Below are 15,299 nucleotides of genomic sequence, written 5' to 3' on the forward strand. Positions count from 1 at the left end.
CCGATGAGCACCATTGACATCCTTTCGCCGTCTGGCGACAAGGCCGGGACCGTCGACCTCCCCGAGGAGATCTTCGGCGCCAAGGTCAGCGTCCCGCTGATCCACCAGGTCGTCGTCGCGCAGCTGGCCGCGGCCCGTCAGGGCACGCACAAGACCAAGACCCGTGGCGAAGTCCGTGGTGGTGGCAAGAAGCCTTACCGCCAGAAGGGCACCGGCCGCGCCCGTCAGGGTTCGACCCGCGCCCCGCAGTTCGCCGGTGGTGGCGTCGTCCACGGCCCGCAGCCGCGTGACTACTCGCAGCGGACGCCGAAGAAGATGAAGGCCGCCGCTCTCCGCGGTGCCCTCTCGGACCGCGCGAACCACTCCCGCATCCACGTCGTCACCGGCGTGGTCGAGGGTGGCATCTCCACCAAGGCCGCCAAGACGCTGTTCGGCAAGATCTCGGAGCGCAAGAACCTGCTCCTGGTCGTCGAGCGCTCCGACGAGGCCGCGTGGCTGTCCGCTCGTAACCTGCCCCAGGTGCACATCCTGGAGCCGGGCCAGCTCAACACGTACGACGTGATCGTCTCCGACGACGTGGTCTTCACCCAGGCCGCCCTCGAGTCCTTCGTGTCTGGCCCCCAGACCGCTGAGACCGAAGGGAGCGACGCCTGATGACTGAGGCCGTCGTCACCAGCAAGACCTTCTCGGACCCGCGCGACATTCTCGTCAAGCCGGTCGTCTCGGAGAAGAGCTACGCCCTGCTGGACGAGAACAAGTACACGTTCATCGTCGCGCCTGGCTCCAACAAGACCCAGATCAAGCAGGCCGTCGAGGCGGTCTTCTCGGTCAAGGTCACCGGGGTCAACACGATCAACCGCCAGGGCAAGCGCAAGCGCACCAAGGCCGGTTTCGGTAAGCGCAAGGACACCAAGCGCGCCATCGTGACCCTTGCCGAGGGTAACCGTATCGACATCTTCGGCGGTCCGACCGCCTAACGGCGGTCTGGATCGTCCGGAATCGGACGAGGACTGAGAAATGGGAATCCGCAAGTACAAGCCGACTACGCCGGGCCGTCGTGGCTCCTCCGTAGCCGACTTCGTCGAGATCACGCGGTCCACGCCGGAGAAGTCGCTGGTCCGCCCCCTGCACAGCAAGGGCGGCCGTAACAACACCGGTCGGATCACGGTTCGACACCAGGGTGGCGGCCACAAGCGCGCCTACCGCGTGATCGACTTCCGTCGTCACGACAAGGACGGCGTGCCGGCGAAGGTCGCTCACATCGAGTACGACCCCAACCGCACCGCGCGCATCGCGCTGCTCCACTACCTGGACGGCGAGAAGCGCTACATCATCGCCCCCAAGGGTCTGACGCAGGGTGACCGCGTCGAGAACGGCCCCGGCGCTGACATCAAGCCCGGCAACAACCTGGCGCTCCGCAACATCCCGGTCGGTACCACGATCCACGCGATCGAGCTCCGTCCCGGTGGCGGCGCCAAGTTCGCTCGCTCGGCTGGTGCCTCCGTGCAGCTGCTGGCGAAGGAGGGCACGATGGCCCACCTTCGTATGCCGTCCGGTGAGATCCGTCTCGTCGACGCCCGCTGCCGCGCCACCATCGGCGAGGTCGGCAACGCCGAGCAGTCGAACATCAACTGGGGCAAGGCCGGCCGTAAGCGCTGGCTTGGCGTTCGCCCGACCGTCCGCGGTGTGGCGATGAACCCGGTCGACCACCCGCACGGTGGTGGTGAGGGCAAGACCTCCGGTGGTCGCCACCCGGTCTCCCCGTGGGGTCAGAAGGAGGGTCGTACTCGCTCGCCGAAGAAGGCTTCGAGCAAGTACATCGTCCGCCGCCGCAAGACGAACAAGAAGCGCTAGGAGCGGGTTTAGATGCCGCGCAGTCTCAAGAAGGGACCCTTCGTCGACGGCCACCTCGTCAAGAAGGTGGACGCCCAGAACGAAGCCGGTACCAAGAACGTCATCAAGACCTGGTCCCGTCGCTCGATGATCATCCCGGCCATGCTCGGCCACACGATCGCGGTGCACAACGGCAAGACCCACATTCCGGTGTTTGTCACCGAGTCGATGGTCGGCCACAAGCTCGGCGAGTTCTCGCCGACGCGCACCTTCCGGGGTCACGTGAAGGACGACCGGAAGTCGAAGCGCCGCTAGTAGCGGGGTGGAATGACCATGACAGACACTGGAAGGACAACCATGGAAGCCAGGGCCCAGGCGCGGTACATCCGCGTCACGCCCATGAAGGCCCGCCGCGTGGTGGACCTTATCCGTGGCATGGATGCCACGGAGGCTCAGGCGGTCCTGCGTTTCGCCCCGCAGGCCGCGAGCGTGCCGGTCGGCAAGGTGCTGGACAGCGCCATTGCCAACGCCGCGCACAACTACGACCACACCGACGCCTCTTCGCTGGTCATCAGCGAGGCGTACGTGGATGAGGGCCCGACCCTGAAGCGGTTCCGTCCGCGTGCTCAGGGCCGTGCCTACCGGATCCGTAAGCGGACCAGCCACATCACCGTGGTCGTCAGCAGCAAGGAAGGAACCCGGTAATGGGCCAGAAGGTTAACCCGCATGGGTTCCGGCTCGGCATCACCACGGACTTCAAGTCCCGCTGGTACGCCGACAAGCTGTACAAGGACTACGTCAAGGAAGACGTCGCCATCCGTCGGATGATGACGTCCGGCATGGAGCGCGCCGGCATCTCGAAGGTTGAGATCGAGCGCACCCGTGACCGCGTGCGGGTGGACATCCACACCGCGCGTCCCGGCATCGTCATCGGCCGCCGTGGCGCCGAGGCCGACCGCATCCGCGGTGACCTCGAGAAGCTCACGGGCAAGCAGGTCCAGCTGAACATCCTCGAGGTCAAGAACCCCGAGATGGACGCTCAGCTGGTTGCTCAGGCCGTTGCCGAGCAGCTCTCCTCCCGCGTCTCCTTCCGTCGCGCCATGCGTAAGAGCATGCAGGGCACGATGAAGGCCGGCGCCAAGGGCATCAAGATCCAGTGTGGCGGTCGTCTCGGCGGCGCCGAGATGTCCCGCTCGGAGTTCTACCGCGAGGGTCGTGTGCCGCTGCACACGCTCCGCGCGAACGTGGACTACGGCTTCTTCGAGGCCAAGACGACCTTCGGTCGCATTGGCGTCAAGGTCTGGATCTACAAGGGCGACGTCAAGAACATCGCCGAGGTCCGCGCCGAGAACGCTGCGGCCCGTGCGGGTAACCGCCCGGCCCGTGGTGCCGGCGCTGGCGACCGCCCGGCCGGCCGTGGTGGCCGCGGTGGCGAGCGTGGCGGCCGCGGCCGCAAGCCGCAGCAGCAGTCCGCGCCGGCTGCCGAGGCCCCCAAGGCCGACGCTCCCGCCGCCGCTGCCGCTCCGGCTGAGAGCACCGGAACGGAGGCCTGACCGAAATGCTGATCCCCCGTAGGGTCAAGCACCGCAAGCAGCACCACCCGAAGCGCTCCGGCGCGAGCAAGGGTGGTACGCAGGTTGCGTTCGGCGAGTACGGCATTCAGGCCCTCACGCCGGCGTACGTGACCAACCGCCAGATCGAGGCGGCTCGTATCGCGATGACCCGCCACATCAAGCGTGGCGGCAAGGTCTGGATCAACATCTACCCGGACCGCCCGCTGACGAAGAAGCCCGCCGAGACCCGCATGGGTTCCGGTAAGGGTTCTCCGGAGTGGTGGATCGCGAACGTCAAGCCGGGTCGGGTGATGTTCGAACTGTCCTACCCGAACGAGAAGATCGCGCGCGAGGCCCTCACCCGTGCGGCCCACAAGCTGCCGATGAAGTGCAAGATCGTGAAGCGCGAAGCAGGTGAGCTGTGATGTCGGCCGGTACCAAGGCGTCCGAGCTGCGCGAGCTGGGCAACGAGGAGCTTCTCAACAAGCTCCGCGAGGCCAAGGAAGAGCTGTTCAACCTCCGCTTCCAGGCGGCGACGGGCCAGCTCGAGAACCACGGTCGGCTCAAGTCCGTCCGTAAGGACATCGCCCGGATCTACACCCTGATGCGTGAGCGTGAGCTGGGCATCGAGACGGTGGAGAACGCCTGATGAGCGAGAGCAACGTGACTGAGAAGACCGAGCGCAACGCTCGCAAGGTCCGCGAGGGCCTGGTCGTCAGCGACAAGATGGACAAGACCGTCGTCGTCGCTGTCGAGGACCGCGTCAAGCACGCGCTGTACGGCAAGGTCATCCGCCGTACGAACAAGCTCAAGGCTCACGACGAGCAGAACGCTGCCGGCATCGGTGACCGCGTCCTCCTGATGGAGACCCGGAAGCTGTCGTCGACGAAGCACTGGCGCGTCGTCGAGATCCTCGAGAAGGCCAAGTAATTACTCGAGGGGTTTCCCTCGGGTCAGTTCCGCCAGGCTCGGTCGGGGCTTCTTCTGAAGCCCCGGCCGGGAACCGGCAGACAATCAGGAGATAGACGTGATCCAGCAGGAGTCGCGACTGCGTGTCGCCGACAACACTGGTGCCAAGGAGATCCTTTGCATCCGTGTTCTCGGTGGCTCGGGTCGCCGCTACGCGGGCATCGGTGACGTCATCGTCGCCACCGTCAAGGACGCGATCCCCGGTGGCAACGTGAAGAAGGGTGACGTCGTCAAGGCGGTCATCGTTCGCACCGTCAAGGAGCGCCGCCGCCAGGACGGCTCGTACATCCGCTTCGACGAGAACGCCGCTGTCATTCTCAAGAACGACGGCGACCCTCGTGGCACCCGTATCTTCGGCCCGGTGGGCCGTGAGCTGCGCGAGAAGAAGTTCATGAAGATCATCTCGCTCGCGCCGGAGGTGCTGTAAGCATGAAGATCAAGAAGGGCGACCTGGTCCAGGTCATCACCGGTAAGGACAAGGGCAAGCAGGGCAAGGTCATCACGGCCTTCCCCAGCGAGAACCGCGTCCTCGTCGAGGGTGTCAACCGGGTCAAGAAGCACACCAAGGCCGGCCCGTCGCAGGCCGGTGGCATCGTCACGACCGAGGCTCCGGTCCACGTCTCCAACGTCCAGCTGGTCGTGGAGAAGGACGGCAAGAAGGTCGTCACGCGTGTCGGTTACCGCTTCGACGACGAGGGCAACAAGATCCGCGTTGCCAAGCGGACGGGTGAGGACATCTGATGGCTACCACCACTCCGCGTCTCAAGACGAAGTACCGCGAGGAGATCGCGGGCAAGCTGCGTGAGGAGTTCTCGTACGAGAACGTCATGCAGGTTCCCGGCCTCGTGAAGATCGTGGTCAACATGGGTGTCGGCGACGCCGCCCGTGACTCGAAGCTCATGGACGGTGCCGTCCGTGACCTCACCACGATCACCGGTCAGAAGCCGGCCGTCACCAAGGCTCGCAAGTCCATCGCGCAGTTCAAGCTGCGTGAGGGCCAGCCGATCGGTGCGCACGTCACCCTCCGTGGCGACCGCATGTGGGAGTTCCTGGACCGCACCCTGTCGCTCGCGCTTCCGCGCATCCGCGACTTCCGTGGTCTGTCCCCCAAGCAGTTCGACGGGCGTGGCAACTACACCTTCGGTCTCACGGAGCAGGTCATGTTCCACGAGATCGACCAGGACAAGATCGACCGTGTCCGGGGTATGGACATCACCGTGGTGACCACGGCGACCAACGACGACGAGGGCCGTGCCCTTCTGCGTCACCTCGGCTTCCCGTTCAAGGAGGCGTAAGCGAGATGGCGAAGAAGGCTCTCATCGCGAAGGCTGCCCGCAAGCCCAAGTTCGGCGTGCGCGGCTACACGCGCTGCCAGCGCTGTGGTCGTCCCCACTCCGTGTACCGCAAGTTCGGCCTGTGCCGCGTGTGCCTCCGTGAGATGGCTCACCGTGGCGAGCTGCCGGGCGTGACCAAGAGCTCCTGGTAATCCCTTAGTTGGGATGACCGGAGTCTCTCGGTAAGCACTGGGTTGGCGGACGCCCAGGCCTCCATGGCTTAGGCTAGGAGGGTTGGGCGTCCGCCGCCCGTACGACTTACTACGCCGTAGGTCCCCGCGCCGCACCCGTCCCGCCCCTGTGTGGGGAGAGGGATGGCGCATACAGGAAACCCCGGCGAGAGAGGCCGAAGGCCAATTCATGACCATGACTGATCCGATCGCGGACATGCTGACTCGTCTGCGTAACGCGAACTCGGCATACCACGACTCCGTGACGATGCCGCACAGCAAGATCAAGTCTCACATCGCGGAAATCCTCCAGCAGGAGGGCTTCATCACGGGCTGGAAGGTCGAGGACGCCGAGGTCGGCAAGAACCTCGTCCTCGAGCTCAAGTTCGGTCCGAACCGTGAGCGCTCCATCGCGGGCATCAAGCGGATCTCGAAGCCCGGTCTCCGGGTTTACGCGAAGTCCACCAACCTGCCGAAGGTCCTCGGCGGCCTGGGCGTGGCGATCATCTCCACGTCCCACGGTCTCCTGACCGGCCAGCAGGCAGGCAAGAAGGGCGTAGGTGGGGAAGTCCTCGCCTACGTCTGGTAGTCGGGAACGGAGGAATAGCTAATGTCGCGTATTGGCAAGCTGCCTATCCAGGTTCCCGCCGGCGTGGACGTCACCATCGATGGCCGCACGGTCACGGTCAAGGGTTCCAAGGGCACCCTGAGCCACACCGTCGCCGCGCCGATCGAGATCGTTAAGGGCGAGGATGGCGTGCTCAACGTCAACCGTCCGAACGACGAGCGTCAGAACAAGGCCCTTCACGGCCTGTCCCGCACGCTGGTGGCCAACATGATCACCGGTGTGACCCAGGGTTACGTGAAGGCGCTCGAGATCAGCGGTGTCGGTTACCGCGTGGCCGCGAAGGGCTCCGCTCTGGAGTTCCAGCTCGGCTACAGCCACCCGATCCTGATCGAGGCGCCCGAGGGCATCTCGTTCAAGGTCGAGTCGCCGACCAAGTTCTCGGTCGAGGGCATCGACAAGCAGAAGGTCGGCGAGGTCGCGGCGAACATCCGCAAGCTGCGGAAGCCCGACCCGTACAAGGCCAAGGGCGTCAAGTACGCCGGCGAGGTCATCCGCCGCAAGGTCGGAAAGGCTGGTAAGTAAGCCATGGCATACGGTGTGAAGATCGCCAAGGGCGACGCTTACAAGCGTGCGGCCAAGGCTCGCCGCCACATCCGCATCCGCAAGAACGTGTCGGGTACGGCGGAGCGTCCGCGCCTCGTCGTGACGCGTTCCAACCGCGGCATCACCGCCCAGGTCATCGACGACCTCAAGGGTCACACCCTTGCGTCTGCGTCGAACCTGGACGCGTCGATCCGCGGTGGCGAGGGCGACAAGTCCGCGCAGGCCAAGCAGGTCGGTGCCCTTGTCGCTGAGCGCGCCAAGGCCGCCGGTGTCGAGGCTGTCGTGTTCGACCGTGGTGGCAACAGGTACGCCGGGCGCATTGCCGCTCTGGCTGACGCCGCCCGCGAAGCCGGGCTGAAGTTCTAAGCCCCGGTTCCGGGACTAACGGACGTAACAGAGAGAGGTAATCCAATGGCTGGACCCCAGCGCCGCGGAAGCGGTGCCGGTGGCGGCGAGCGGCGGGACCGGAAGGGCCGCGACGGTGGCGCTGCCGCCGAGAAGACCGCGTACGTTGAGCGCGTTGTCGCGATCAACCGCGTCGCCAAGGTTGTCAAGGGTGGTCGTCGCTTCAGCTTCACCGCGCTCGTCGTGGTGGGTGACGGTGACGGCACCGTAGGTGTCGGTTACGGCAAGGCCAAGGAAGTTCCCGCGGCCATCGCCAAGGGCGTCGAGGAAGCCAAGAAGAACTTCTTCAAGGTTCCCCGCATCCAGGGCACCATCCCTCACCCGATCCAGGGCGAGAAGGCCGCGGGCGTCGTCCTGCTCAAGCCGGCTTCCCCCGGTACCGGCGTCATCGCCGGTGGCCCGGTGCGTGCCGTGCTCGAGTGCGCCGGCGTTCACGACATCCTGTCGAAGTCGCTCGGCTCCGACAACGCGATCAACATCGTGCACGCGACCGTGGAGGCCCTGAAGGGCCTGCAGCGTCCCGAGGAGATCGCGGCTCGCCGTGGTCTGCCCCTCGAGGACGTCGCCCCCGCGGCTCTTCTCCGTGCACGTGCCGGGGCGGGTGCGTAATGGCTCGCCTCAAGGTCACGCAGACGAAGTCGTACATCGGCAGCAAGCAGAACCACCGCGACACCCTGCGTTCGCTCGGCCTCAAGAAGGTCAACGACGTGGTTGTCAAGGAGGACCGCCCCGAGTTCCGCGGAATGGTGCACACCGTCCGCCACCTCGTGACGGTCGAGGAGGTTGACTGACATGGCGGAGACCAACCCGCTGAAGGCCCACAACCTCCGTCCCGCCCCCGGTGCCAAGACCGCGAAGACCCGTGTCGGTCGTGGTGAGGCGTCGAAGGGTAAGACGGCCGGTCGTGGTACCAAGGGCACCAAGGCCCGTTACCAGGTTCCGCAGCGCTTCGAGGGTGGGCAGATGCCCCTCCACATGCGTCTGCCGAAGCTCAAGGGCTTCAAGAACCCGTTCCGCACCGAGTACCAGGTCGTGAACCTGGACAAGCTCACCGCGCTCTACCCGCAGGGTGGCGAGGTCACGGTGGCCGATCTGGTCGCCAAGGGTGCGGTTCGCAAGAACCAGCTCGTCAAGGTGCTCGGCACCGGCGAGATCACCGTGGCGCTGCAGGTGACGGTCGACGCCGTCTCCGGCTCCGCCAAGGAGAAGATCGCCGCCGCTGGTGGCACCGTCACCGAGCTCGTCTAAGACGACTCGATGGCTTGAACATCCGATCGGGGATGCCTCCCAAAAGGGGCATCCCCGATTGGTCGTTCCTAGGGGGGCATGGTCGCCGGTAAGGTGGCGTGCACTGTCTAGACTCCGTGCGGTATGCCCGCACGGGATTGAAGACCGATACCTATTCGTCGAACCTCAAGACCGTCACCCTTGACGCCTAGCGCGGGGGTCGCAGGAGGCACCGTGCTCACCGCGTTCGCCCGGGCGTTCAAGACGCCCGACCTGCGCAAGAAGCTGCTCTTCACGCTCGCCATCATCGTGCTGTACCGCCTCGGGGCCCACATCCCGGTCCCCGGCGTCAGCTACGAGGCCGTCCAGCAGTGTGTCAAGCAGGCCAGCGAGGGCAACAACAGCCTCTTCGGCCTGGTCAACATGTTCAGTGGCGGAGCGCTGCTGCAGATCACCATCTTCGCGCTCGGCATCATGCCGTACATCACGGCCAGCATCATCCTGCAGCTGCTGACCGTCGTGATCCCGCGTCTGGAAGCCCTCAAGAAGGAGGGTCAGTCCGGCACTGCCAAGATCACGCAGTACACCCGGTACCTGACCGTGGCCCTCGCCATCCTCCAGGGCACCGGTCTCGTCGCGACCGCCAAGAGCGGTGCGCTCTTCAGCGGCTGCATCGTCGCCGACCAGGTCGTGCCCAACCAGTCGATCTTCACCATCGCCACCATGGTCATCACGATGACCGCGGGCACCTGCATCGTCATGTGGCTCGGTGAGCTGATCACGGACCGTGGCATCGGCAACGGCATGTCGATCCTGATGTTCATCTCGATCGCGGCCGGCTTCCCGGGCGCCCTGTGGGCCATCAAGAAGAGCGGCAAGCTCGCCCAGGGCTGGATCGAGTTCGGCGTCGTCATCCTCATCGGCTTCGTGATGGTGGCCCTCGTGGTCTTCGTCGAGCAGGCCCAGCGACGCATCCCGGTCCAGTACGCGAAGCGCATGATCGGCCGGCGCTCCTACGGCGGAACGTCCACTTACATCCCGTTGAAGGTGAACCAGGCAGGTGTGATTCCTGTCATCTTCGCGTCGTCGCTGCTCTACATCCCGGCCTTGATCGCGCAGTTCTCGAACTCCACCGCAGGGTGGAAGACCTGGATCGAAGCCCACTTCGTCAAGGGTGACCACCCCTACTACATCGCTGCGTACTTCCTCCTGATCGTGTTCTTCGCCTTCTTCTACGTGGCGATCTCGTTCAACCCCGAGGAAGTTGCGGACAACATGAAGAAGTATGGTGGCTTCATCCCGGGTATCCGGGCTGGTCGACCTACTGCCGAGTATCTGAGCTACGTGCTCAACCGGATCACTTGGCCGGGCTCGCTGTACTTGGGTCTGATCGCTCTTGTGCCGACGATGGCGTTGGCAGGCTTCGGCGGAGCCAATTCCAACTTCCCCTTCGGCGGGACGAGCATCCTGATCATCGTGGGTGTGGGGCTGGAGACCGTGAAGCAGATCGAGAGCCAGCTCCAGCAGCGCAATTACGAAGGGTTCCTCCGCTGATGCGAATCGTCCTCGTCGGACCGCCCGGTGCGGGCAAGGGCACGCAGGCCGCGTACCTCGCCAAGAACCTGGGCATCCCGCACATCTCTACGGGCGACCTGTTCCGTGCCAACATCTCGCAGGGCACGCCGCTGGGCGTAGAGGCGCAGTCGTACATGAAGGCCGGCCAGCTCGTGCCGGACTCCGTGACGATCGGGATGGCCGAGGACCGCATGCGCCAGGCGGACGCCGAGGGCGGCTTCCTGCTCGACGGGTTCCCGCGGAACGTGGCCCAGGCCGAGGCTCTGGACGGGTTCCTCACGGCCAACGGCATCAAGCTGGACGCCGTCCTGGACCTCGAGGTCCCCGAGGACGAGGTCGTGAAGCGGATCGCGGGTCGCCGCATCTGCCGCAAGGACTCCGCGCACGTGTTCCACGTGACGTACAACGCTCCGGTGACCGAGGGCGTCTGCGACGTCTGCGGCGGCGAGCTGTACCAGCGTGACGACGACACGGAGGAGACCGTCCGCAAGCGCCTGTCGGTCTACCACACGGAGACCGAGCCGATCATCGACTACTACCGCTCTCAGGGCCTGGTCGAGACGATCCTGGCGCTCGGCAAGGTGGACGAGGTCACCGCCAAGGCGATGGCCGCGCTCAAGAAGTAACCCCTGGTTCGTTCGATACGGCCGCGGTGCCCCTCGGGGGCGTCGCGGCCGTATCGTTGTTCTGTTCCCCGTACTCGATGGAAAGGCCGCGGCCACGATGGTGCAGATCAAGACCCCCGAGCAGATCGCGAAGATGCGCGAGGCGGGCCTGGTCGTCGCCGCCATCCACGCGGCGACGCGTGAGGCGGCCGTGCCGGGCGCCACGACGAAGGACCTGGACGAGGTCGCGCGCAAGGTCATCGCCGACCACGGGGCGAAGTCGAACTTCCTCGGGTACGGCGGGTTCCCCGCGACGATCTGCACCTCGGTGAACGAGGTCGTCGTCCACGGCATCCCCGACGACAAGACCGTCCTCAAGGACGGCGACATCATCTCCATCGACGCCGGCGCGATCGTGGACGGCTGGCACGGTGACGCGGCCTACACGGCCTTCGTGGGCACCGGCCACGCGCCCGAGCTCGTGGAGCTCTCCCGGGTGACCGAGGAGTCGATGTGGGCCGGTATCGCGGCCATGAAGCTCGGCAACCGGCTGGTGGACATCTCGAAGGCCATCGAGACGTACATCAAGCGGCAGCCGCGGCCGGCCGTGGGCGACCACAGCCTCGGCCGGTACGGGATCATCGAGGACTACGGCGGCCACGGCATCGGCACCGAGATGCACATGGACCCGCACCTGCTGAACTACGTCTCCCGCAAGCGCGGCAAGGGCCCGAAGCTGGTCCCCGGCCTCTGCCTGGCGATCGAGCCGATGGTCTCCCTGGGCACCCCTCAGACGGAGGTCCTGAAGGACGACTGGACGGTCATCACGACCGACGGCACCTGGTCCTCGCACTGGGAGCACTCCATCGCCCTGACGGAAGAGGGCCCCCTGGTCCTCACCGCGGTCGACGGCGGCAAGGCGAAGCTGGCGGAGCTGGGCGTGACGGCGGCCCCGGACCCGCTGGCGTAGGCGCGGGGCCCTGCGCCAGGGACGGTTTTCTCGTCGGCGTAGTGGATTCGTCCTTCGCGTAATGATCTTCTACGGTGGGCAGACTTCCCGATTCGTCTTTTCCTGGGGCCTGACGTAGACTGATGCGTCGGCTCTCGTGTACCCGTGTGTCCGCACACGGCGGCGGGAGTCGATCAAGGTAGCCGATTCGAAAGGCGAAGCGTGGCCAAGAAGCAAGGTGCCATCGAAATCGAGGGCACCGTGATCGAGTCCCTCCCGAACGCCATGTTCAAGGTGGAGCTCCAGAACGGTCACAAGGTCCTCGCGCACATCTCCGGCAAGATGCGGATGCACTACATCCGAATCCTCCCGGACGACCGGGTCGTCGTGGAGCTCTCTCCGTACGACCTGACGCGTGGCCGGATCGTCTACCGGTACAAGTAGATCTTGCCCGCACCCCGCCTCCGTGCGCGGGTGGTGGCACTGACCCGGAGAACCTCACATCCCATGAAGGTCAAGCCGAGCGTCAAGAAGATCTGCGACAAGTGCAAGGTGATCCGCCGTCACGGCCGGGTCATGGTCATCTGCGACAACCTGCGCCACAAGCAGCGCCAGGGCTGACGCACGCCGACCGACCTGCATTTCGCAGTTCTTCGCGCGACGCATAGCAATTCGTACATACGCAGAGCCCGTCCGACCGTGTCCCACGGTTGACGGCACCTCCGGCGGGGGCCGGGGACCCGACCTGTACCTCATACGGCAGCCGGGAACGGTTCTGCAGCAGACCCCCGAGAACACAGGAGCCATTGAATGGCACGCGTTTCCGGTGTTGACATCCCGCGCGAAAAGCGTGTGGTGGTCGCACTCACCTACGTCTTCGGCATCGGGCGTACCCGGTCCGAGGAGATCCTCGCCGCGACCGGCGTGAACCCGTCCACCCGTGTCCGCGACCTTGCCGAGGAAGACCTCGTCAAGATCCGCGAGTACGTGGACGCCAACCTCCAGACCGAGGGTGACCTCCGCCGCGAGATCGCCGCCGACATCCGCCGCAAGGTCGAGATCGGCTGCTACCAGGGCCTGCGTCACCGTCGTGGCCTGCCCGTCCGCGGCCAGCGCACCAGCACGAACGCTCGTACCCGCAAGGGCCCGCGTCGCGCCATCGCCGGCAAGAAGAAGCCGGGCAAGAAGTAGTCCTCAGCGGACGCTTGACCAAGCGGTCTTCGCTGTAGGACCGACCACCTCCCGTAGGAGTTATAGATGCCCCCCAAGGGTCGTCAGGGCGCTGCCAAGAAGGTGCGCCGCAAGGAAAAGAAGAACGTCGCTCACGGCCACGCGCACATCAAGAGCACGTTCAACAACACGATCGTCTCGATCACGGACCCCGCGGGCAACGTGATCTCCTGGGCCTCCGCCGGCCACGTCGGCTTCAAGGGCTCGCGCAAGTCCACCCCCTTCGCCGCGCAGATGGCCGCCGAGTCGGCCGCCCGCCGCGCGCAGGAGCACGGCATGCGCAAGGTCGACGTCTTCGTCAAGGGTCCCGGCTCCGGCCGTGAGACCGCGATCCGCTCCCTCCAGGCCACGGGCCTCGAGGTCGGTTCGATCCAGGACGTCACCCCCACGCCGCACAACGGCTGCCGTCCCCCCAAGCGCCGCCGCGTCTGACGCACGGCTTGCTTGACCAGGGCTTTCGGGCGGTGCGCCCCCTTCTGGGGGTGTACCGCCCGTACCCTTGCAGTACGTAGTACCCCGAGGACGTCAAATGGTGGGCGTCCACGACTGAAGGAAACACAGACATGCTTATCGCTCAGCGTCCGTCGCTGACCGAAGAGGTCGTCGACGAGTTCCGCTCCCGGTTCGTGATCGAGCCGCTGGAGCCGGGCTTCGGCTACACCCTCGGCAACTCCCTCCGCCGTACCCTCCTCTCCTCGATCCCGGGTGCCGCTGTCACCAGCATCCGCATCGACGGTGTCCTGCACGAGTTCACCACCGTGCCGGGCGTCAAGGAGGACGTCACCGACCTCATCCTCAACATCAAGCAGCTGGTCGTCTCCTCGGAGCACGACGAGCCGGTCGTGATGTACCTGCGCAAGCAGGGCCCGGGTCTGGTCACCGCCGCCGACATCGCGCCCCCGGCCGGTGTCGAGGTGCACAACCCCGACCTCGTTCTCGCCACGCTCAACGGCAAGGGCAAGCTGGAGATGGAGCTGACCGTCGAGCGCGGTCGCGGCTACGTCTCCGCCGTCCAGAACAAGCAGGTCGGCCAGGAGATCGGCCGCATCCCGGTCGACTCCATCTACAGCCCCGTGCTGAAGGTCACCTACAAGGTCGAGGCGACCCGAGTCGAGCAGCGCACCGACTTCGACAAGCTCATCGTCGACGTCGAGACCAAGCAGGCCATGCGCCCGCGTGACGCCATGGCGTCCGCCGGCAAGACCCTGGTCGAGCTGTTCGGTCTGGCCCGCGAGCTCAACATCGACGCCGAGGGCATCGACATGGGCCCGTCCCCCACGGACGCCGCCCTCGCCGCCGACCTGGCGCTGCCGATCGAGGAGCTGGAGCTCACCGTTCGGTCGTACAACTGCCTCAAGCGTGAGGGCATCCACTCCGTGGGTGAGCTCGTCGCCCGCTCCGAGGCCGACCTGCTCGACATCCGCAACTTCGGTGCGAAGTCGATCGACGAGGTCAAGGCGAAGCTGGCCGGCATGGGCCTGGCCCTCAAGGACAGCCCGCCCGGATTCGACCCGACCGCCGCGGCGGACGCCTTCGGCGCCGACGACGACGCGGACGCGGGCTTCGTCGAGACCGAGCAGTACTAAGAGCTCGGGCCTCACGGTCCGTACCCGGGTGCGGGTGCGCTGTGCTTGATCGCGCCCACACGGCGGAGCCGTAAACCGGCTCCGCCCCGCGCCCCTTCCGGGCGCCCCTTCGGGGGCCGCCCGGATCTCCGACGGGTATCCGCCCGCTCGGACACTGACATCGGTACCTCATACGGCCGGTGCAGATCACAAGGAGAAACACCATGCCGCGTCCCGCGAAGGGTGCCCGCCTCGGCGGTTCCGCCGCGCACGAGAAGCTGCTCCTCGCCAACCTGGCGAAGTCGCTCTTCGAGCACGGCCGCATCACCACCACCGAGGCCAAGGCCCGTCGCCTGCGTCCGGTCGCCGAGCGCCTGATCACCAAGGCGAAGAAGGGCGACATCCACAACCGTCGCCTGGTGCTGCAGACGATCACCGACAAGGGCATCGTCCACACCCTCTTCACCGAGATCGCCCCGCGTTACTCGGAGCGTCCGGGTGGTTACACCCGTATCACCAAGATCGGCAACCGTCGTGGCGACAACGCCCCGATGGCCGTGATCGAGCTGGTCGAGGGCGAGATCGCCAAGAAGGCGACCGTCGCCGAGGCCGAGGCCGCCACCGTGCGCGCCGTCAAGGAGGCCGACGCGGCCGCCGAGGCTCCGGCCGAGGAGTCGAAGGACGCGTAAGCGTTTCTTCCGTTTCTCGTGAGC

General features: G+C 65.9%; 28 protein-coding genes. All 28 read left to right on the plus strand.

Annotation, left to right across the window (positions count from 1 at the left end):
• Nucleotides 1–3: 3 nt before the first annotated feature.
• The 28 genes from rplD to rplQ all read left to right on the plus strand — a co-directional run bounded on the left by rplD (nt 4) and on the right by rplQ (nt 15,275).
• The gene (gene rplD / locus ACN9MM_RS23525; protein WP_116159344.1) at nt 4–654 is read left to right on the plus strand and encodes a 50S ribosomal protein L4; all 651 of its coding nucleotides are present in this window, start codon (nt 4–6) and stop codon (nt 652–654) included.
• Nucleotides 654–977 carry a 50S ribosomal protein L23 gene (rplW, locus tag ACN9MM_RS23530; RefSeq protein WP_024755407.1) on the plus strand — a complete coding sequence of 108 codons (324 nt, stop codon included), beginning with the start codon at nt 654–656 and terminating at the stop codon, nt 975–977. The genes rplD and rplW overlap by 1 nt, the downstream gene beginning before the upstream one ends.
• A gap of 40 nt (nt 978–1,017) precedes the next feature.
• Nucleotides 1,018–1,854 (plus strand): 50S ribosomal protein L2, encoded by an 837-nt coding sequence (gene rplB, locus ACN9MM_RS23535; RefSeq protein WP_017239576.1) that lies wholly within the window; start codon nt 1,018–1,020, stop codon nt 1,852–1,854.
• Nucleotides 1,855–1,866: 12 nt separating this feature from the next.
• Nucleotides 1,867–2,148 carry a 30S ribosomal protein S19 gene (rpsS, locus tag ACN9MM_RS23540; protein ID WP_015035577.1) on the plus strand — a complete coding sequence of 94 codons (282 nt, stop codon included), beginning with the start codon at nt 1,867–1,869 and terminating at the stop codon, nt 2,146–2,148.
• Between the two features lie 42 nt (nt 2,149–2,190).
• Entirely contained in the window at nt 2,191–2,538 is a 348-nt protein-coding gene (gene rplV, locus ACN9MM_RS23545) for a 50S ribosomal protein L22 (protein WP_004571827.1), read from the plus strand.
• Nucleotides 2,538–3,386, plus strand: a complete 849-nt coding sequence (gene rpsC, locus ACN9MM_RS23550) for a 30S ribosomal protein S3 (RefSeq protein ID WP_017239578.1) — start codon at nt 2,538–2,540, stop codon at nt 3,384–3,386. Before rplV ends, rpsC begins: the two co-directional genes overlap by 1 nt.
• 5 nt (nt 3,387–3,391) lie before the next feature.
• Complete coding sequence (gene rplP, locus ACN9MM_RS23555) at nt 3,392–3,811, plus strand: 50S ribosomal protein L16 (protein ID WP_017239579.1); 420 nt, start codon at nt 3,392–3,394, stop codon at nt 3,809–3,811.
• Nucleotides 3,811–4,035: a 50S ribosomal protein L29 gene (rpmC, locus tag ACN9MM_RS23560; RefSeq protein ID WP_017239580.1), complete on the plus strand. Its 225-nt coding sequence runs from the start codon at nt 3,811–3,813 to the stop codon at nt 4,033–4,035. Before rplP ends, rpmC begins: the two co-directional genes overlap by 1 nt.
• A complete protein-coding gene (rpsQ, locus tag ACN9MM_RS23565) occupies nt 4,035–4,316 on the plus strand; it encodes a 30S ribosomal protein S17 (RefSeq protein ID WP_024755411.1) in 282 nt (93 codons plus the stop codon). Before rpmC ends, rpsQ begins: the two co-directional genes overlap by 1 nt.
• Nucleotides 4,317–4,413: 97 nt before the next feature.
• On the plus strand, nt 4,414–4,782 hold the full coding sequence (rplN, locus tag ACN9MM_RS23570; RefSeq protein ID WP_003956455.1) for a 50S ribosomal protein L14: 369 nt from the start codon (nt 4,414–4,416) through the stop codon (nt 4,780–4,782).
• Between the two features lie 2 nt (nt 4,783–4,784).
• Nucleotides 4,785–5,096, plus strand: a complete 312-nt coding sequence (gene rplX / locus ACN9MM_RS23575; protein ID WP_017239581.1) for a 50S ribosomal protein L24 — start codon at nt 4,785–4,787, stop codon at nt 5,094–5,096.
• Complete coding sequence (gene rplE, locus ACN9MM_RS23580) at nt 5,093–5,650, plus strand: 50S ribosomal protein L5 (RefSeq protein ID WP_106975815.1); 558 nt, start codon at nt 5,093–5,095, stop codon at nt 5,648–5,650. Before rplX ends, rplE begins: the two co-directional genes overlap by 4 nt.
• A 5-nt stretch (nt 5,651–5,655) precedes the next feature.
• Entirely contained in the window at nt 5,656–5,841 is a 186-nt protein-coding gene (locus ACN9MM_RS23585) for a type Z 30S ribosomal protein S14 (protein WP_003948630.1), read from the plus strand.
• Between the two features lie 208 nt (nt 5,842–6,049).
• Nucleotides 6,050–6,448 (plus strand): 30S ribosomal protein S8, encoded by a 399-nt coding sequence (gene rpsH, locus ACN9MM_RS23590; protein ID WP_015035585.1) that lies wholly within the window; start codon nt 6,050–6,052, stop codon nt 6,446–6,448.
• Nucleotides 6,449–6,469: 21 nt separating this feature from the next.
• Nucleotides 6,470–7,009: a 50S ribosomal protein L6 gene (gene rplF / locus ACN9MM_RS23595; protein WP_073810162.1), complete on the plus strand. Its 540-nt coding sequence runs from the start codon at nt 6,470–6,472 to the stop codon at nt 7,007–7,009.
• 3 nt (nt 7,010–7,012) lie between these two features.
• Nucleotides 7,013–7,396: a 50S ribosomal protein L18 gene (gene rplR / locus ACN9MM_RS23600; protein WP_015035587.1), complete on the plus strand. Its 384-nt coding sequence runs from the start codon at nt 7,013–7,015 to the stop codon at nt 7,394–7,396.
• A gap of 45 nt (nt 7,397–7,441) precedes the next feature.
• Nucleotides 7,442–8,044, plus strand: coding sequence for a 30S ribosomal protein S5 (gene rpsE / locus ACN9MM_RS23605; RefSeq protein ID WP_015035588.1), 603 nt, complete (start codon nt 7,442–7,444; stop codon nt 8,042–8,044).
• Nucleotides 8,044–8,226: a 50S ribosomal protein L30 gene (rpmD, locus tag ACN9MM_RS23610; RefSeq protein WP_015035589.1), complete on the plus strand. Its 183-nt coding sequence runs from the start codon at nt 8,044–8,046 to the stop codon at nt 8,224–8,226. Before rpsE ends, rpmD begins: the two co-directional genes overlap by 1 nt.
• Nucleotide 8,227: 1 nt before the next feature.
• Entirely contained in the window at nt 8,228–8,683 is a 456-nt protein-coding gene (gene rplO / locus ACN9MM_RS23615) for a 50S ribosomal protein L15 (protein WP_030318646.1), read from the plus strand.
• A 213-nt stretch (nt 8,684–8,896) separates the two neighbouring features.
• The gene (gene secY / locus ACN9MM_RS23620) at nt 8,897–10,216 is read left to right on the plus strand and encodes a preprotein translocase subunit SecY (protein ID WP_382864705.1); all 1,320 of its coding nucleotides are present in this window, start codon (nt 8,897–8,899) and stop codon (nt 10,214–10,216) included.
• Nucleotides 10,216–10,863: an adenylate kinase gene (locus ACN9MM_RS23625; protein ID WP_426365559.1), complete on the plus strand. Its 648-nt coding sequence runs from the start codon at nt 10,216–10,218 to the stop codon at nt 10,861–10,863. The genes secY and ACN9MM_RS23625 overlap by 1 nt, the downstream gene beginning before the upstream one ends.
• 97 nt (nt 10,864–10,960) lie before the next feature.
• Entirely contained in the window at nt 10,961–11,812 is an 852-nt protein-coding gene (gene map, locus ACN9MM_RS23630) for a type I methionyl aminopeptidase (RefSeq protein ID WP_190101706.1), read from the plus strand.
• 201 nt (nt 11,813–12,013) lie between these two features.
• Entirely contained in the window at nt 12,014–12,235 is a 222-nt protein-coding gene (gene infA, locus ACN9MM_RS23635; RefSeq protein WP_003956442.1) for a translation initiation factor IF-1, read from the plus strand.
• A gap of 63 nt (nt 12,236–12,298) precedes the next feature.
• Nucleotides 12,299–12,412 (plus strand): 50S ribosomal protein L36, encoded by a 114-nt coding sequence (rpmJ, locus tag ACN9MM_RS23640; protein ID WP_003956441.1) that lies wholly within the window; start codon nt 12,299–12,301, stop codon nt 12,410–12,412.
• 189 nt (nt 12,413–12,601) lie between these two features.
• Complete coding sequence (gene rpsM, locus ACN9MM_RS23645; RefSeq protein ID WP_015035595.1) at nt 12,602–12,982, plus strand: 30S ribosomal protein S13; 381 nt, start codon at nt 12,602–12,604, stop codon at nt 12,980–12,982.
• Nucleotides 12,983–13,048: 66 nt separating this feature from the next.
• Complete coding sequence (gene rpsK, locus ACN9MM_RS23650) at nt 13,049–13,453, plus strand: 30S ribosomal protein S11 (protein WP_006376016.1); 405 nt, start codon at nt 13,049–13,051, stop codon at nt 13,451–13,453.
• A gap of 131 nt (nt 13,454–13,584) precedes the next feature.
• Complete coding sequence (locus ACN9MM_RS23655; RefSeq protein ID WP_003966937.1) at nt 13,585–14,607, plus strand: DNA-directed RNA polymerase subunit alpha; 1,023 nt, start codon at nt 13,585–13,587, stop codon at nt 14,605–14,607.
• 203 nt (nt 14,608–14,810) lie between these two features.
• Nucleotides 14,811–15,275 (plus strand): 50S ribosomal protein L17, encoded by a 465-nt coding sequence (gene rplQ, locus ACN9MM_RS23660; RefSeq protein WP_015035596.1) that lies wholly within the window; start codon nt 14,811–14,813, stop codon nt 15,273–15,275.
• Nucleotides 15,276–15,299: the final 24 nt, after the last annotated feature.

Source organism: Streptomyces sp. E-08, from assembly GCF_049913095.1.
Taxonomy (GTDB): domain Bacteria; phylum Actinomycetota; class Actinomycetes; order Streptomycetales; family Streptomycetaceae; genus Streptomyces.

Excerpts from the sequence above, each read along its gene's own strand:
- rplW (WP_024755407.1), top strand. The coding sequence starts at position 654 with ATGACTGAGGCCGTCGTCACCAGCAAGACCTTCTCGGACCCGCGCGAC.
- rplO (WP_030318646.1), top strand. The coding sequence starts at position 8,228 with ATGGCGGAGACCAACCCGCTGAAGGCCCACAACCTCCGTCCCGCCCCC.
- rpmJ (WP_003956441.1), top strand. The coding sequence starts at position 12,299 with ATGAAGGTCAAGCCGAGCGTCAAGAAGATCTGCGACAAGTGCAAGGTG.
- rplP (WP_017239579.1), top strand. The coding sequence starts at position 3,392 with ATGCTGATCCCCCGTAGGGTCAAGCACCGCAAGCAGCACCACCCGAAG.
- rpsE (WP_015035588.1), top strand. The coding sequence starts at position 7,442 with ATGGCTGGACCCCAGCGCCGCGGAAGCGGTGCCGGTGGCGGCGAGCGG.
- ACN9MM_RS23655 (WP_003966937.1), top strand. The coding sequence starts at position 13,585 with ATGCTTATCGCTCAGCGTCCGTCGCTGACCGAAGAGGTCGTCGACGAG.
- rpsH (WP_015035585.1), top strand. The coding sequence starts at position 6,050 with ATGACCATGACTGATCCGATCGCGGACATGCTGACTCGTCTGCGTAAC.
- rpsM (WP_015035595.1), top strand. The coding sequence starts at position 12,602 with ATGGCACGCGTTTCCGGTGTTGACATCCCGCGCGAAAAGCGTGTGGTG.
- rplX (WP_017239581.1), top strand. The coding sequence starts at position 4,785 with ATGAAGATCAAGAAGGGCGACCTGGTCCAGGTCATCACCGGTAAGGAC.
- map (WP_190101706.1), top strand. The coding sequence starts at position 10,961 with ATGGTGCAGATCAAGACCCCCGAGCAGATCGCGAAGATGCGCGAGGCG.
- rpmD (WP_015035589.1), top strand. The coding sequence starts at position 8,044 with ATGGCTCGCCTCAAGGTCACGCAGACGAAGTCGTACATCGGCAGCAAG.
- rpsC (WP_017239578.1), top strand. The coding sequence starts at position 2,538 with ATGGGCCAGAAGGTTAACCCGCATGGGTTCCGGCTCGGCATCACCACG.
- rpmC (WP_017239580.1), top strand. The coding sequence starts at position 3,811 with ATGTCGGCCGGTACCAAGGCGTCCGAGCTGCGCGAGCTGGGCAACGAG.
- rpsK (WP_006376016.1), top strand. The coding sequence starts at position 13,049 with ATGCCCCCCAAGGGTCGTCAGGGCGCTGCCAAGAAGGTGCGCCGCAAG.
- ACN9MM_RS23625 (WP_426365559.1), top strand. The coding sequence starts at position 10,216 with ATGCGAATCGTCCTCGTCGGACCGCCCGGTGCGGGCAAGGGCACGCAG.
- ACN9MM_RS23585 (WP_003948630.1), top strand. The coding sequence starts at position 5,656 with ATGGCGAAGAAGGCTCTCATCGCGAAGGCTGCCCGCAAGCCCAAGTTC.
- rplQ (WP_015035596.1), top strand. The coding sequence starts at position 14,811 with ATGCCGCGTCCCGCGAAGGGTGCCCGCCTCGGCGGTTCCGCCGCGCAC.
- rpsS (WP_015035577.1), top strand. The coding sequence starts at position 1,867 with ATGCCGCGCAGTCTCAAGAAGGGACCCTTCGTCGACGGCCACCTCGTC.
- rplF (WP_073810162.1), top strand. The coding sequence starts at position 6,470 with ATGTCGCGTATTGGCAAGCTGCCTATCCAGGTTCCCGCCGGCGTGGAC.
- rplR (WP_015035587.1), top strand. The coding sequence starts at position 7,013 with ATGGCATACGGTGTGAAGATCGCCAAGGGCGACGCTTACAAGCGTGCG.
- rplV (WP_004571827.1), top strand. The coding sequence starts at position 2,191 with ATGGAAGCCAGGGCCCAGGCGCGGTACATCCGCGTCACGCCCATGAAG.
- rpsQ (WP_024755411.1), top strand. The coding sequence starts at position 4,035 with ATGAGCGAGAGCAACGTGACTGAGAAGACCGAGCGCAACGCTCGCAAG.
- rplD (WP_116159344.1), top strand. The coding sequence starts at position 4 with ATGAGCACCATTGACATCCTTTCGCCGTCTGGCGACAAGGCCGGGACC.
- rplB (WP_017239576.1), top strand. The coding sequence starts at position 1,018 with ATGGGAATCCGCAAGTACAAGCCGACTACGCCGGGCCGTCGTGGCTCC.